Genomic DNA, 14,253 nt, shown 5'->3' on the forward strand with positions numbered 1-14,253 from the left:
TTAAACCCCCTCCGCCATGATCTCGCGCCCGATCAGCCAGCGGCGGATCTCGCTGGTGCCGGCGCCGATCTCGTAGAGCTTGGCGTCGCGCAGCAGCCGCCCCGTCGGATAGTCGTTGATGTAGCCGTTGCCGCCGAGCAGCTGGATGGCGTCGAGCGCCATCTGCGTCGCCTTCTCGGCCGCGAACAGCACACAGCCGGCGGCGTCCTTGCGCGAGGTCTCGCCGCGGTCGCAGGCGGCCGCAACCGCATAGACGTAGGCCCGCGCGGCGTTCATCGTCGAGTACATGTCGGCGAGCTTGCCCTGCACCAGCTGGAAGGTGCCGATCGGCTGGCCGAACTGCTTGCGCTCATGCACATAGGGCACAGCGACGTCGAGGCAGGCCGCCATCAGCCCGATCGGGCCTCCGGATAGCACCGCGCGCTCGTAGTCGAGCCCCGACATCAGCACCTCGACGCCGCGTCCTTCCTCATGCAGCACGTTCTCGAACGGCACCTCGACATCCTCGAACACAAGCTCGCCGGTGTTGGAACCGCGCATGCCGAGCTTGTCGAGTTTTTGCGCCACCGAAAAGCCGGCCATCGTCTTCTCGACGATGAAAGCCGTGATGCCGCGCGCATGGCGTTCCGGATCGGTCTTGGCATAGACCACCATCGTCCCGGCGTCAGGACCGTTGGTGATCCACATTTTCGAGCCGTTGAGCACGTAGCGGTCGTTGCGCTTTTCGGCGCGCAGGCGAAGCGACACCACGTCCGAGCCGGCGCCTGGTTCCGACATCGCCAACGCGCCGACCGTCTCGCCCGAGCAAAGGGCAGGCAGATACTTCTCCTTCTGCGCCGGCGTGGCCCAGCGGTTGATCTGGTTGACGCAGAGGTTCGAGTGCGCGCCGTAGGAGAGGCCGACCGAGGCGGACGCGCGCGAAATCTCCTCCATCGCGACGACATGCGCGAGATAGCCCATGCCGCTGCCGCCGAAGTCCGGATCGGCGGTGATGCCGAGCAGGCCGAGCGCGCCGAGCTCGCCCCAAAGATGCGCGGGAAATTCGTTGCAACGGTCGATCTCGGCCGCGATCGGCGCGATCCTGTCCTGGGCGAAGCGCCTCACGGTATCGCGCAGCCCCTCGATGTCGCTATCAAGTCCGAAGTTCAGCGTATTCGTGTACATGCCGTTCCTCCCTGCCCCGGTCTTCGCGGAGATCGCGCCGTATCAGAGTGCCACGGCGTCCCTGGCGCGCCCCGAGGGACGCGCGCTGCCATGGCTGATTGTCGCGCCGACCAGGCGCATTGTCATCGAAAGATATGACGCCGTGACTTCGGCGATCGACAGCCGCTCGCCCGGCCGGAACCAGACGATGACGCCGGTCATCATCTGGATCAGCGCCATGGCGGTCAGGCCTGTATCGTCGATCTCGAAGGCGCCGGCCTCGGCGCCGTCGCGCAGGATCGTGCGCAGTTCCTTCTCATAGGCCGTGCGCATTTTGAGGATCTGCGTCAGCCTTTCATGCGAAAGGCTGCGCAATTCCATATTGGAGACATGGGTGGCGTGTCGCCGCCCGATGTGGAAGGCGATGTGGTTTTCGACATAGGCGGTGAGCCGGCCCACCGGATCGACGCTCGCCGGCCGCGCCGCCTCCCAAGCCTCGAGCAGACCTTCCATATGCTCTCGCATCAAGGTGAAAAGCAGATCTTCCTTGGTCGGGAAGTAGCGATAGAGCGCTGCCGCCTGCACCCCGACCTCGGCCGCCAGCTGCCGCATCGACATCGCCTCGTAGCCGAGACGCGCGATCAGGCTGACCGCCGCCTCGCGAACAGCCGCTTCGGTTTTCTCCCCGTCGGAACCTGTGGTGCGCGCCATTTCTGCCTCTGGCGGCAATAATAAAACAAACGTTCAATTAATTCAAGGTGCAAACGTTATCCCCGCTCTGGTTTGCGGAGGTGAAATGAGACTAGTTCCCTGATAAGCGATTTTGAAAGGTTGCCGTTTGCCGCCACGGTGCAGAATTCTGCTCCGTTGCGATCCTTGGGGAAGGTAACGGCATGGATTCCAGGGTCTTCGCGACGGAGCTTCGCTCCTGCTCCGCCCTGGAATGACGATCGCGATGGGCGTTTCGGCCGATCTCCAACGCATGCCGCCTGCGAACGCAAACAAAGCCGACTGGTCAAAATCCCTGCGCAGTGCCACTAAACGATGATCCTGAAATCCAGGGGCGCCTCTTCGGCCGCCTCCTCGACCTCGACATTCGAGACGAGCGCGCCCCGCGGCCCTTGCCACAGGCGTTCGATCATCGCCGTGACAGCGGCATCGGCGCCGGCGATCAGTGCGGTGACCGAGCCGTCACGCTCGTTGTGCACCCAACCCGTCAGCCCGAGACGTATCGCTTCTGCGCGCGCCCAGACGCGGTAACTCACACCTTGAACCGTACCGGAAACGCGCGCCCGAACGATTCTACGTTCGCCTTGCATTGCCTGTGCTCCGCGTTGCACTTGGCGGAATCTGGCACAGCAAAGGGCAAAGGCAACAGGGGCTTGGGCTAGGGTGTGTTGAGATTCAGGTCAGGCCAAGCCGAAAATGGTGGCTTTCGAGACCCGGAGCGGAGCGGACATTCGGGTCCGTGAGCACCGGAAGCGCAGAAAACCAGCATTTGCAGGCTGGCATCACCTGAATATCAACACATCCTAGTTCCCTCGCGCCGCCGCCAGCGCGCCCGGCAGCTCCTCGGCGAAGATGTCGAGCTCATGGTCGAGCCCGACGCTGACCCTGATGCAGCGGTCCAGCACCGGCACCATCGGCTTGCGGATGAACACGTCGCGCGACAGGAGGCCCTGCATCACCTTCAGCGCGAAGGCGCCGTCGCGGCTACAGTCGATGGTGACGAAATTGGTCGCCGACGGCAATGGCTTGAGATCATTCTGCCTGGCAATGGCTGAAATACGCTCACGGCCTGCCGCCACCCGCGCCACGACCGAGCGCAGGTAGTCCTGGTCGGCAAGCGCCTCGAGGCCGGCGATCTGCGCCATGCGGCTGACGCCATAATGATTGCGGATCTTCTCGAAGTCGCGGATCACCTCCGCCTCCGCCACCGCATAGCCGCAGCGTATGCCGGCCAGGCCGTAAGCCTTGGAGAAAGTGCGCATGCGGATGACGTTCGGCCGTGCGACATCGATCGCCGGCAGCGCCGAGGCCGGTCCCAGCTCGCCATAGGCCTCGTCCAGCACCAGCATGGTGGTTTCCGGCAGCGCTTCGATGAAGCGCACGACATCCGGCGCCTCCCACCAGCTTCCCATGGGATTGTCGGGGTTGGAGAGATAGACCAACGGCGCCTTTTCGCTCGCGACCTTGGCGAGAAGACCGTCCAGGTCCTCCTTGTCATTGGCATAGGGGACCGTGACCAGGCGGCCGCCGACGCCGGCGATATGGAAATTGAAGGTGGGATAGGCGCCAAGCGAGGTGACCACCGCGTCGCCAGGGCCGACATACATGCGCGCCACCAGGCCGAGCAGGCCGTCGATACCTTCGCCCACGACCACGTTTTCGATCGCCACGCCGTGATGCGCGGCGGCCGCCACCTTCAGCTCGTAATTGTCGGGGTCGCAATACATCCACTGGTCGCGGGCAACGCTCTCCATGCGGGCTATGACGCGCGGCGAAGGCCCGAAGCTGCTTTCATTGGCGCCGATGCGGGCGCGGAACGGCCGCCCGCGCTCGCGCTCCTGCGCCTCCGGCCCGACGAACGGCACCGTGGTGGGAAGCGCGCCGATGATCGGCGTAAGGGGAGGGCGACGAAGCATGGCGCAAGCTCGCTTGAGAAAGGGTCTTCTTGCTAGCGTGCGCGAGGGGTAGGTGCAAGTTGGGCGACAAGCTGAAATCAGCTGGCTTGACCGGCATCCAGCGTCAGCTCTTGAGAGGTTTGCCGCTTGCATGGGTCTGGTGAACGCAGCGGCGGACGTCTGCCGTTGGCCTCCGAATTCGATGCGGACGACGTATCGCTGGATTCTCCCTGCCGCTTTTGCTAGCGAGGCGGGATGAGCAACCGATTGCCGCCCGCCTGGGCAAAGCACCTCAAGACGCAGCCCTCGGCGAGAGCGGTATCGCCGAAAGCTGTAGCACCCAAAGCCCAGCCGAAGGCCGGCCCGCCCCGCAATCAGGCCGACGATATGCTGTTGAGGCAGGCGCTTGAGCTGCAAAAAGCCGAGCAATTGCCGGAGGCCGAGGAACTCTGCCTGAAGGTTCTGGCGCGTACACCAAACCACCCTTTGGCTTTCTACATACTGGGAACCCTCGGCATCGGATACGATAACGAGAAGGCACTGCGATATTTTGCCCGTGCGGTCGCAGAGGACCCGCGAAATCCTTATTACCACCTTAGCCTCGGCGAAGCCTATTTGCAGCTCAGCGAATTTACGCCGGCAATCAGGCACATTCAGCACGCTCTTGATTTGAAGCCGGATCTGGTGGAGGCGCTTTGTACCTTGGGTGATGCTTACAATGCGTTTGACAAGGGAGAAATGGCGCTGCCGCTCTTCGAGAAGGCGCTGAAGATCGACCGAGATCATCCTCTAGCCCGGATGGGGCTGCCCCACGCGCTCGCAAGCCTCGGTCGTATGGAGGAAGCCGCGGTTCATCTGAAGGAGGCAATAGAACGGCGCATCGCGGTGCCGACCGCGTACAACGCACTTGTACACACGCGCAAGTACACGGAAGAGCCGCCCGAGCTTGCGGCAATCCTAGCCGAGCTTCGAGACCCGGCCCATGGAGCGGAAGGGGCGGCAGCGCTCCATCACGCGGCAGGAAAGTTGCTCAACGACCTCCGTCGCTACAAGGAGGCGATGGATCACTTCAAGAAAGGAAATCAAGCCGGAGGCCAAAAATTCGATCTGGAAAACTACCGTCGCTGGGTGGATGCCATGATCGAAACTTTCACTCCGGAAATGGTGGCTTCAATGGCGGCTCATGGCAGCCCGTCGGAGGTGCCTGTATTCGTTGTCGGCATGCCTCGCTCGGGCACGACGCTGACCGAGCAGATCTGTGCCAGCCATCCCGATGTTCATGGCGCTGGCGAGTTGAGCAAGCTTAGACGAATGGCCAACGGGATCGGCCTCGCACACCGTTCCGACGCGAATCTCGGCAAATCGATGGCGACGATTACTCCCGCTCTGACCAGGGCTTTAGCCGAGGAGCACCTTTCCTATCTGCGCGAGCGGGCTCCCGATTCGCTTCGAATCGTCGACAAGATGCCTCACAATTTCGAGCTGATCGGCCTGATCGGCATTCTTTTTCCCAATGCACGCATCATTCATTGCCGGCGCGATGCCATCGACAATTGCGTCTCATGCTTTGTCCTGCAGTTCAATGAAGCGCACAACTACAGCGCTGATCTTCGGACATTAGGACTTTACTACAGAGAGTATGACCGCCTGATGCGGCATTGGAAGAAGGTTCTTCCGGGTCGCATCTTCGAAAACCGGTATGAAACATTGATTGAAAATCAGGAGGAGCAGTCGCGCCGCTTGATAGATTATCTCGGGCTGCCTTGGGACGATGCCTGCCTGCGTTTCTTTGACAAGGACCGCTCGGTAAATACTTACAGTCGCTGGCAGGTTCGTCAGCCGATCTACAAATCGTCCGTCAAGCGATGGAAGAACTACGAGAGCGAGATCCAGCCTCTGATCGAAGCGTTGGGAGATCTTGCTGAGGTTTGACCAGTAGCAATTCGCGCCGAGCCATAGCGCTCTCTGCGCTGAGTGCTCAGTCTCCAAGGCTCCGATAGCGTGCAATTCCGGCGATCGCCCCGAATGCAGCGCTTTGTGCAAACGGTGCCGGGGTGCTGGAAGGGAGAAAGAAAAACCCGGCGGTTGCCCGCCGGGTTATCGATTTCGATCAGGCAATGCCTGTTAGAACGAACGCTGGAAGCGGAGCAGGCCGCCGACGCTGTTCTTCTTGTCCGCACCGGTGAAGTTGACGGTCGAGGTGGGATCGGCGTTCCACTGGTCAAACTTGCCAAAGTGATCGTAGTCGACTTCGGCGGTGACCGTGAAGCCGGGAACGATGTCGTAGGCGACGTTCGCCGCCACGCCGTAGTTCTTGTCCTCGTCACCCGACACCTGGAGGTTGAACGAGGTCTTCTCGTTGAACTTGTAGGTGCCGCCGGCCCAGAATGCCCAGTTGCCGCCCCAGATCTTGTAGAAGCCGCGACCACGGGCGTCGATGACGTTGGTCGGGTCGCTCAGATTGTTGTCGCTGCCGTAGCCGAACATGCCGAACAGCGACAGTTCATTGGTGACATTCACGTCCAAGCGGACCTTGCCGGCGACTTCCTCGTAGTTGCTATCGTAGGCCACGACGCCGGTGATGGCGCCCCAGCCCTGCGTGTACTTCACGCCGCCGACGACATGCGGAACATAGCTGTCGATCGTGCCGACAGTGCCTGCACCTTCTTCCAGCGAAACCACCGCCGAGAAGCCGTTGCCGGCGTCGAAGTAATACTGGACGACGTTGGTGTCGAAGTCGCCATAGGGGACCAGCGTATCCTGGATCACATTGCCGGCATAGCCGATGAACGTGTCGAAGGCCGATTCGTCCTTACCGACGCGCAGACCACCGAGCTGGATCCAGGCGAAATTCAGCGAGACGTTCTTGTTGCCCGCCGGATTGTCGACATAACCACCTGTGACCGGATTGAAGGATGCGCCGCGATTGTTGTTGCCGAAGTTGAAGCGTGTCTCGGTGTAGGTCTTCAACGTGCCGAGCTCGGTTTCCTGGCCGGTCCAGGTCTTCAGCGTGAAGCGGGTGTTCTTGTACCAGGTGCTGTGGATGTCGCCGTCCTGGTGGTCGACATTCTTCGCGCCGTCGAATGAGCCGACGTCACCGAGGCCGATGTCGTAACGGACATAGCCGCCGATGCGCAGGCAGGTCTCGGTGCCGGGGATATAGAAGTAGCCCGAGCCGTACACGTCGCAGATCTTGACGTATTCAGCCGGTTCCGGCTCGGCGACGGTCACCGCGTCGGCGGCGCGGGCACCGGAAACTGCGATCAGGGCCGCAGCTGAGCCGAGAAGAAGGCTCTTGATGTTCATTTTCTGACCTCCAGTCAGAATCGAACGGAAGCGACGCGTTCGCTCGATCGCAGTCGCTGTCAGTGCTTTGTTATTGCGGTGCTTTTTGCTATGGTGAGCGCTACCAGAGGCGTTTGCTGGCGAACGCGTGTCCGGATCCGGATTTGAGATAGCGCTCCAATGAAGCCGCCTTCGCCTGGCTCGAAAAGGCCAAGTAGGTCACGATTCGCCACGGGAGAAACTTGGAAGTGTGACTGGACTTCCCAGCATTGTGCTCGGCAATCCGCTTCTTCAAATCGGATGCCGATATAGCGCGCTCGCCTTCCGAAGCCTCGCTCTCAAGCAGATAGACATACCATACGAACCGGCCCTCCTTCGCCAAGGCTTCGGAGGGCATCCTCTCCGCCATCCTGCTTCGCACGAACGGTTGGGGCTTGTCCTGCGTAGCTCGGAGAGCAAAGCAGGATGGCGGAGAGGATGGGATTCGAACCCACGAGAAGCTTTTGACCTCTACTCCCTTAGCAGGGGAGCGCCTTCGACCACTCGGCCACCTCTCCGTCGCGCCGCTGGATAAAGAAAAGCGCCGGCACAATCAACAAGCCGGCGGCATAATCGCTGAAAAAACAGCACATCAGCCCGGCCGAGCGCCGCATGAGGCGATTCTGCGGCGGCAACTGGGGCCGACGACTCGCCACTGCGCCGCATTTCCGTCCAGCCGTTGCCGGATTCGGCCGGATTCACTGCCACGCAGCCCTTAATGGTTAATGAGAACTTTCGGAGTGAGGCCAAATCGTGTCATTTGTGCAACAACATCCGGGGATAGCGTCCGGATAGGGCTTCAGCCGGTGCGATCGTAGTTGAACGCCGCCGCCGCCTGGGTAAAGGTCTGGTTCGAAGGAGCGGCGCGGTGCGCATCTTTTTCGGTAAGTGGGGATGGGGCAGGGAACGCTGTCCTTCAGCAAAAAATACCCAGACCCGTTTTTTAACTTTTGACTGGAGGTCAGAAAATGAACATCAAGAGCCTTCTTCTCGGCTCAGCTGCGGCCCTGATCGCAGTTTCCGGTGCCCGCGCCGCCGACGCGGTGACCGTCGCCGAGCCGGAACCGGCTGAATACGTCAAGATCTGCGACGTGTACGGCTCGGGCTACTTCTATATCCCCGGCACCGAGACCTGCCTGCGCATCGGCGGCTATGTCCGTTACGACATCGGCCTCGGTGACGTCGGCTCATTCGACGGCGCGAAGAATGTCGACCACCAGGACGGCGACATCCACAGCACCTGGTACAAGAACGCCCGCTTCACGCTGAAGACCTGGACCGGCCAGGAAACCGAGCTCGGCACGTTGAAGACCTACACCGAGACACGCTTCAACTTCGGCAACAACAATCGCGGCGCATCCTTCACTCCGGCTACTGGTACTGGGACTACCGCGGTTCCGGCCGTTGTTGCGGACAATCCGGCCGGTTTCAAGGGTGTCTCGCTGAACTTCGCCTGGATCCAGCTCGGTGGTCTCCGCGTCGGTAAGGACGAATCGGCCTTCAACACGTTCATCGGCTATGCCGGCAACGTCATCCAGGATACGCTGGTCCCCTACGGCGACTTCGACACCAACGTCGTGCAGTACTACTTCGACGCCGGCAACGGCTTCTCGGCGGTGGTCTCGCTCGAAGAAGGCGCGGGCACCAAGGGCACCATCGACAGCTACGTTCCGCATGTTGTCGGCGGCGTGAAGTACACGCAGGGCTGGGGCGCCATCACCGGCGTCGTTGCTTACGACAGCAACTACGAGGAAGTCGCCGGCAAGGTTCGCCTGGACGTCACCGTCAACGACGCGATTTCGCTGTTCGGCATGTTCGGTTACGGCAGTGACGATAACCTCAACGATCCGACCAACGTTATTCCTGCGAACGGTCGCGGCTTCTACAAGCAGTGGGGCGGCAACTGGGCCTGGTGGGTCGGCGGCACCTACAAGTTCAACGAGAAGACTTCGTTCAACCTCCAGGTTTCGGGTGACGACGACAAGAACTATGGCGTGGCGGCGAACGTTGCCTACGACATCGTTCCCGGCTTCACGGTCACGGCTGAAGTCGACTACGACCACTATGGTCGCTTCAACGATCCGGCCAGCTTCACCAATGTCAACTGGACCGGCGCCGACAAGAAGAACAGCGTCGGCGGTCTCCTCCGCTTCCAGCGCTCCTTCTAAGGGCTGGACTGGTATAACTGAAATCCGGCCCGGGCGTCTTCACGCCCGGGCCGTTTTGTTTTCGCGATTGGTCGAGGCAAACGAAAGGATGGGGGTGAAAACGGTAAGCTGATCGGGTCTGTGGAGCGACTTTGTGGGATCCGCCACTGGCGGATGTGGTCGGCCGCGAGATTCGAAAACTCTTGAAAGGACATCTCCGAACGGTTAGGGCTGAAAGCTTAACCACAGGGGGTGTGGCTAAAAATGTCGAACGAAGCGATTCAAGAGGGGGTGCCCTCTGGTCAATTTGCGGTGTTTTCTTCTCAGAATTCGAAGTTTAGGTACACCTACAACAAGATCCGGGAAGTAAAATCGTACAGGATCGGGGAACTCTTTGCAGCATACCGGGATATACTCTGGGATGATGGGCGGCATAAATACAATGTCAGCTCGTTCATCGGTGAAATAGACGAGATCCTTCTTGGAGAACGTTTCAGCACCTTCGACCAGAACACCTTGGACAATCTTATCGGTACCTTGCGCCAGCGCGGGAACAGCAACGCAACCATCAATCGCAAGATGGCTGCACTCAGCAAGCTGCTGCGCAAGGCTCATAAGATGGGAGATATCCACAGCCTGCCCGAGTTCCGCCGCCAGAAGGAGCGGGCGGGACGGATTCGTTTCCTCGAAAGGGACGAAGAGACAAGGCTGTTCGCTGCCATCAAGAGCCGCAGCGAGGATGCTTACAGACTTTCCGTTTTCCTGGTCGACACCGGCTGCCGTCTAGGCGAGGCGCTCGGCCTGATCTGGAACGACATCCAGGAGCACCGCGTCTCATTTTGGATCACGAAATCCGGCCGCAGCCGCACCATCCCGATGACCGAACGGGTCAAGGAGGTGATCAAGCTGCCGCCGACCACCGAGGGTCGCCGGCCGAAGGGTCCGTTCACCAAGCTCAGCCAGGCGCAGTACCGCGCCATCTGGAACGAAGCGAAAGCGGAAGTCGGTCTTGGCGCCGATGAACAGGTGGTACCGCATATCCTGCGCCACACCTGCGCTTCGCGCCTTGTCCAGGGCGGTATCGACATAAGGCGCGTGCAGATGTGGCTCGGCCACCAGACGCTGTCGATGACCATGCGTTACGCGCACCTCGCCACCAACGATCTCGATGGCTGCGTCGTCGTTCTCGAGAAGCCACGCGGCGACCAGGCGCCGAGCGCCGCGGAGAACTCCGTCTTTGCCTCCCCCTTGACCGCGCCGTCACCTGGCAAAGCCGCTCGCAAGGAGAGCCGACTGGAGCCGGCAAAGGCGCGCCGCAAGAGCTCGAAGGGCAAATAGGCGAGCGCCGCGCGTCGGCGAATCTATATTTCATCGAGAAGGCCTGAGACTGAGTTAGTCTCGGGCTTTACTTTATTGATTTGCGCTCTGCCCGATCGAGGAAATCCGCAATCTCCCGCGGCAGAGTGCCGGTTTCCAGAAAGGGCGCGTGTCCCTGACCTTCGACGGTGATCGTCTCCATGCCGGGATGCCGCCTTCCCATCTCCTCGACGGTCGCAGCGGATAATAGTTTTGAATTGCCGCCGCGAATGGCAAGCAGCGGGATGGCGGCAAGCGCGTCGAACTGCGGCCACAGATCCGGCAACGGCTTGCTGAAATCGACGCCGGCCAGCGTGTCGACCAGCGCCGGATCGAAATCCGGCAGCCAGCCGGCCTCCGTCTCGCGGCAGATTGCCCGGACCATCCGCGCCCAGTCGGCGTCGATGAGCGCTGGGAAATCGGCGCCATGCACGCGCCGCTGAGCATCCACCGCCTCGGCGAATGTCTTCGGTTTCGGCGCGCGATCGAGATAGGAGCGGATATGAGCCAGGCCCGCTGCCTCGATTACCGGGCCGATGTCGTTGAGCACGATGGCTTTCAGCACGGCGGGCTTCAATGCGCCGAGCACATGGATGATCAGGCCGCCCCGCGACGTGCCGACGAAGGTGGCCTGCTCGATGCCGAGCGCCGACAATCCGGCAAGGACATCGCCGGCTTCGACGCCGACATTATAGTGGCTGATATCGGGATCGCGGTCGGATTGCCCGCGCCCGCGATAGTCGAAGGCAACGACCTTGCGCGGCCTTGCCGCCTTGGTTGAAAGGTAAAGCGCCAGTTCGTGGAAGTCGCGGGCGTTGCGGGTGAGTCCGGGAAGGCAGACGACCGGCCAACTGCCGGCGTTCGCCTCGCCGTAGATACGAGCATGGAGCTTCAGGCCGTCTGGCGCGGCGTAGAAAAAGTCGGAAAAGCCTTCGTCGCTCGCCATCGGAACGCTGCTCCTCGTTGAGGTGACCGACAGCTACAGACGAGGGCAAGGGTCGTCAAACACTCTTCCTTCTCCCCTTGTGGGGTGAGAAGCGGTCCGCGTTAGCGGACGAAAAGCCAATTGCTTGGCTTTTCGAGCTTCGAACGCCCTGAGCCTGCGAAGAGCCGGGTAGTGGATCGGCGCGATAGCGCCGAGACGGATGAGGGGTGTTCCAGGGAACGCCGTCGTCTCACTCCGCTGGAACACCCCTCATCCGGCCGCTTCGCGGCCACCTTCTCCCACAAGGGGAGAAGGAAGAACCTCAGCTCCGCCCATTCACGAGATCGCCCACGATGTCGTATTTGCCTGAAATACGCATCTTGTAGACCTCGTAATTCTCCATCACACGCTGCACGTAACTTCTTGTTTCCGTGTAGGGAATCCGCTCGATCCAGTCGACGACGGCGTCCACGTCCTTGCCGCGCGGGTCGCCGTATTTCGCCACCCATTGGGCGGCGCGGTTCGGGCCGGCATTGTAGCCGGCGAAGGTCAGCACATAGGAGCCGCCGAAACGGTCGAGCTGCTCGCCGAGGAAGGCCGAGCCCAGCGTCGCGTTATAGCCGGCATCCGTCGTCAGCCGCGCCTGCGAGAAATTCATGCCGGCCTTTTTTGCCAACTGCTTGGCGGTGCCCGGCATCAACTGCAGCAGGCCGCGCGCGCCGGCGCTGGAAACGGCGCCGATATTGAACTCGCTTTCCTGGCGGGCGATGGCATAGGCGAGCGCCTTGCCGGATCCGGAAATGTTGGCCGAATCGGGAATGACGCCCAGCGGATGCGAAAGCGCGCCGACATCGATGCCGCGCTGGGCGGCGATCTTGCCGACCTTCAGCGCCATGAAATGGTTGCCCTGCTTTTCGGCCAGCACGGCTAGCAGCGCCAGCTCGCCCGGGCTGGTCAGCTGGCCGGCAAGGTCGCGGTAGAGCGTCTCGGCGTAGCGGTCATAGCCCGCTTCCTGCAGCCGTTTGATCGCGCTCACTGCTTCGCGGCCGTCGAAGCTCTGGCGGTCGGCCGCGCTCGGCTTCGGATAGGCGATGTTTAAGGTCCTCAAGCCCACGCGCTCGCCGGCGAGCTGGCCATAGAAGGTCGTGCCGTAGCTGGCCGCGCGCGTGAAATAGTCCTTGGCGCTGCCCGGGCCGCCGACTTCCGCCGCCCGGCCGAGCCAGTAATAGGCGCGCGACAGCGACACCGGGCCCTGGGCGAGCTCGGTGATGCGCTTGAAGTGAGTGGCCGCGGTCGCCGGATCGTTGAGGCCGCGCAGCGCGTACCAGCCGGCATGGAACTCGGCTTCGGCGGCGTTCGGCGGGCTTTCGGCAGCGTGCATGGAGACAATCTTGTAGGCAGTCTTCATGTCGCCCCGGTCGACCAGCTCGCGCGAGAGCACGCGGCGTTCGACCCACCAGGCATCGGGGTCGACCAGCGAATCGCGGTTCGTCGGCGCTTTCAACACGGCAGCAGCGGCTTCGGCGAATTTCTGCTGCTTGCGCAGATACTCCACCTCGGCGAAGAAATAGCCGGCGGAGCGCAGCACTGCGGGCACTGCCTTCAACAGCTTGGCGGCGTTCTTGTCGCCCTTGTCGGCCGCCGCCCAGGCATCCGCCAGCGGCTGTGCGCCGGCGAGGCCGGCGACCCGCAGCGCCGACGACGGCCGGTCGGCATAGAACATGCGCTCCATGCGGTAGCGATGGTCGGCCGCCGGGATCAGCGTGCCGAACTCCTTAATGACGGCTGCCTCATCCTTCGCTTCCAGTTTTTCCGTGCGCCAAAAGGGTACCAGCACCGACCGCGCCGCGGCCTGGTTGCCAAGCGCCACTTGCGAGCGGGCGAGGATGATGACGCCCTCCGGCGTCAGCGGCTGGCTGCGGCCGAAGGCCTGCACCACCACTTGCGGCGGCGGATTTTCGCGATAGAGCGCGCGCTCGCTGTTCTTGCGCAGCGCGATCGTGCCCGGCCATCCAGGCAGCATCTTGGCGGCGTCGGCAATCTCGCCGCTCGGCACCTGGTCGCCGCCGTAAAGCGCGATCGCCCAGGCGAGGATGTGCCGGTCGAGCGAGGCGGCGGGCAGCGTGTCGCGCGCATTGCGCGCGCCAACGATGTTGTTGGCGGCAAGCGCATCGAGCCCGCTCTTCAGTTGCGCTATGTCCGGGGCAATCGGCGTCTGGCCCGGCGCCTGCGGCGCATCCGGCGCCGGAATCGAGGCCGTCGCGCGCGCGTCGACGCTGCCACCGATCGCCATGGTAGGCGTCAGCGCGACGATCGCGCCCAGCAGCGCGAAAAGATGGGGCCGCCTCGTCGGCATTTTATGATCCTAGCACATCGCCAGCAGGCGCGGGCATTGAGAACCCGATGCGAAGCCTAGACTTAGGTCGTGAAGGGCTCGTAAACAAAAGGTTATCGAGGTCGTTCGAATGGCGCTTGCTGGTGTCCCGATTCTGAAATTCGCATGACCTTGATATCGGGCGCGGCGCGAATTTCAGAATCGCAGGACACCAGCCAACTGTCGAATCCAGTATCGTTTTGGTTTTCGATGTTCGCCCCGAGCCTGATATCAACGTCTAGCGAACATCGAAAACCACGACACTGGCATTACACCGATGCTTGCCGCTGAACCATGTCGAGACTATGGTGCGCGGCTTCGCTTTCGGGTAGAAGGCGCGCACTGACCGATCTGATGAAA

At 61.9% G+C, this 14,253-nt stretch carries 12 protein-coding genes and 1 tRNA gene; 3 read left to right on the forward strand and 10 right to left on the reverse strand.

Annotated elements, in window-relative coordinates:
* From LB529_RS18395 to LB529_RS18410, 4 genes are all read right to left on the reverse strand, one after another.
* On the reverse strand, window positions 1–1,164 hold the full coding sequence (locus tag LB529_RS18395; protein ID WP_224711893.1) for an isovaleryl-CoA dehydrogenase: 1,164 nt from the start codon (window positions 1,162–1,164) through the stop codon (window positions 1–3).
* A 42-nt stretch (window positions 1,165–1,206) separates the two neighbouring features.
* Window positions 1,207–1,854, reverse strand: a complete 648-nt coding sequence (locus LB529_RS18400; RefSeq protein ID WP_224711894.1) for a TetR/AcrR family transcriptional regulator — start codon at window positions 1,852–1,854, stop codon at window positions 1,207–1,209.
* 326 nt (window positions 1,855–2,180) lie between these two features.
* Window positions 2,181–2,462 carry an acylphosphatase gene (locus LB529_RS18405; RefSeq protein WP_224711895.1) on the reverse strand — a complete coding sequence of 94 codons (282 nt, stop codon included), beginning with the start codon at window positions 2,460–2,462 and terminating at the stop codon, window positions 2,181–2,183.
* A 213-nt stretch (window positions 2,463–2,675) separates the two neighbouring features.
* Complete coding sequence (locus tag LB529_RS18410; protein ID WP_224711896.1) at window positions 2,676–3,788, reverse strand: pyridoxal phosphate-dependent aminotransferase; 1,113 nt, start codon at window positions 3,786–3,788, stop codon at window positions 2,676–2,678.
* 234 nt (window positions 3,789–4,022) lie between these two features.
* On the opposite strand from LB529_RS18410, the gene LB529_RS18415 reads away from it, so the two are divergent.
* Window positions 4,023–5,699, forward strand: coding sequence for a tetratricopeptide repeat-containing sulfotransferase family protein (locus LB529_RS18415; protein WP_224711897.1), 1,677 nt, complete (start codon window positions 4,023–4,025; stop codon window positions 5,697–5,699).
* A 192-nt stretch (window positions 5,700–5,891) separates the two neighbouring features.
* On the opposite strand, the gene LB529_RS18420 is transcribed toward LB529_RS18415, so the two are convergent.
* The 4 genes from LB529_RS18420 to LB529_RS29025 all read right to left on the reverse strand — a co-directional run bounded on the left by LB529_RS18420 (window position 5,892) and on the right by LB529_RS29025 (window position 7,705).
* Complete coding sequence (locus LB529_RS18420) at window positions 5,892–7,073, reverse strand: porin (RefSeq protein ID WP_140842538.1); 1,182 nt, start codon at window positions 7,071–7,073, stop codon at window positions 5,892–5,894.
* Between the two features lie 100 nt (window positions 7,074–7,173).
* Window positions 7,174–7,449: a GIY-YIG nuclease family protein gene (locus LB529_RS18425; protein WP_224711898.1), complete on the reverse strand. Its 276-nt coding sequence runs from the start codon at window positions 7,447–7,449 to the stop codon at window positions 7,174–7,176.
* 69 nt (window positions 7,450–7,518) lie between these two features.
* Window positions 7,519–7,609: transfer RNA gene (locus LB529_RS18430), tRNA-Ser, on the reverse strand.
* Window positions 7,571–7,705, reverse strand: coding sequence for a hypothetical protein (locus LB529_RS29025; protein ID WP_263497300.1), 135 nt, complete (start codon window positions 7,703–7,705; stop codon window positions 7,571–7,573). The genes LB529_RS18430 and LB529_RS29025 overlap by 39 nt, the downstream gene beginning before the upstream one ends.
* 354 nt (window positions 7,706–8,059) lie before the next feature.
* Here LB529_RS29025 and LB529_RS18435 point away from each other — a divergent pair, with 354 nt between their 5' ends.
* Together LB529_RS18435 and LB529_RS18440 are read left to right on the forward strand one after the other, a co-directional pair.
* Complete coding sequence (locus tag LB529_RS18435; RefSeq protein ID WP_224711899.1) at window positions 8,060–9,259, forward strand: porin; 1,200 nt, start codon at window positions 8,060–8,062, stop codon at window positions 9,257–9,259.
* 243 nt (window positions 9,260–9,502) lie between these two features.
* Window positions 9,503–10,576, forward strand: coding sequence for a tyrosine-type recombinase/integrase (locus tag LB529_RS18440; protein WP_224711900.1), 1,074 nt, complete (start codon window positions 9,503–9,505; stop codon window positions 10,574–10,576).
* A gap of 67 nt (window positions 10,577–10,643) precedes the next feature.
* Here the strand turns inward: LB529_RS18440 and LB529_RS18445 are convergent, their stop codons facing one another.
* Entirely contained in the window at window positions 10,644–11,540 is an 897-nt protein-coding gene (locus LB529_RS18445; RefSeq protein ID WP_224711901.1) for an alpha/beta fold hydrolase, read from the reverse strand.
* A 301-nt stretch (window positions 11,541–11,841) separates the two neighbouring features.
* On the reverse strand, window positions 11,842–13,875 hold the full coding sequence (locus tag LB529_RS18450) for a lytic transglycosylase domain-containing protein (RefSeq protein WP_224711902.1): 2,034 nt from the start codon (window positions 13,873–13,875) through the stop codon (window positions 11,842–11,844).
* Between the last annotated feature and the right edge of the window lie 378 nt (window positions 13,876–14,253).

The sequence above is a fragment of the Mesorhizobium sp. CA5 genome, from assembly GCF_020165105.1.
Classification (GTDB): Bacteria; Pseudomonadota; Alphaproteobacteria; order Rhizobiales; family Rhizobiaceae; genus Mesorhizobium.

Excerpts from the sequence above, each read along its gene's own strand:
- LB529_RS18395 (WP_224711893.1), bottom strand. The coding sequence starts at position 1,164 with ATGTACACGAATACGCTGAACTTCGGACTTGATAGCGACATCGAGGGG.
- LB529_RS18400 (WP_224711894.1), bottom strand. The coding sequence starts at position 1,854 with ATGGCGCGCACCACAGGTTCCGACGGGGAGAAAACCGAAGCGGCTGTT.
- LB529_RS18405 (WP_224711895.1), bottom strand. The coding sequence starts at position 2,462 with ATGCAAGGCGAACGTAGAATCGTTCGGGCGCGCGTTTCCGGTACGGTT.
- LB529_RS18410 (WP_224711896.1), bottom strand. The coding sequence starts at position 3,788 with ATGCTTCGTCGCCCTCCCCTTACGCCGATCATCGGCGCGCTTCCCACC.
- LB529_RS18415 (WP_224711897.1), top strand. The coding sequence starts at position 4,023 with ATGAGCAACCGATTGCCGCCCGCCTGGGCAAAGCACCTCAAGACGCAG.
- LB529_RS18420 (WP_140842538.1), bottom strand. The coding sequence starts at position 7,073 with ATGAACATCAAGAGCCTTCTTCTCGGCTCAGCTGCGGCCCTGATCGCA.
- LB529_RS18425 (WP_224711898.1), bottom strand. The coding sequence starts at position 7,449 with ATGCCCTCCGAAGCCTTGGCGAAGGAGGGCCGGTTCGTATGGTATGTC.
- LB529_RS29025 (WP_263497300.1), bottom strand. The coding sequence starts at position 7,705 with ATGCGGCGCTCGGCCGGGCTGATGTGCTGTTTTTTCAGCGATTATGCC.
- LB529_RS18435 (WP_224711899.1), top strand. The coding sequence starts at position 8,060 with ATGAACATCAAGAGCCTTCTTCTCGGCTCAGCTGCGGCCCTGATCGCA.
- LB529_RS18440 (WP_224711900.1), top strand. The coding sequence starts at position 9,503 with ATGTCGAACGAAGCGATTCAAGAGGGGGTGCCCTCTGGTCAATTTGCG.
- LB529_RS18445 (WP_224711901.1), bottom strand. The coding sequence starts at position 11,540 with ATGGCGAGCGACGAAGGCTTTTCCGACTTTTTCTACGCCGCGCCAGAC.
- LB529_RS18450 (WP_224711902.1), bottom strand. The coding sequence starts at position 13,875 with ATGCCGACGAGGCGGCCCCATCTTTTCGCGCTGCTGGGCGCGATCGTC.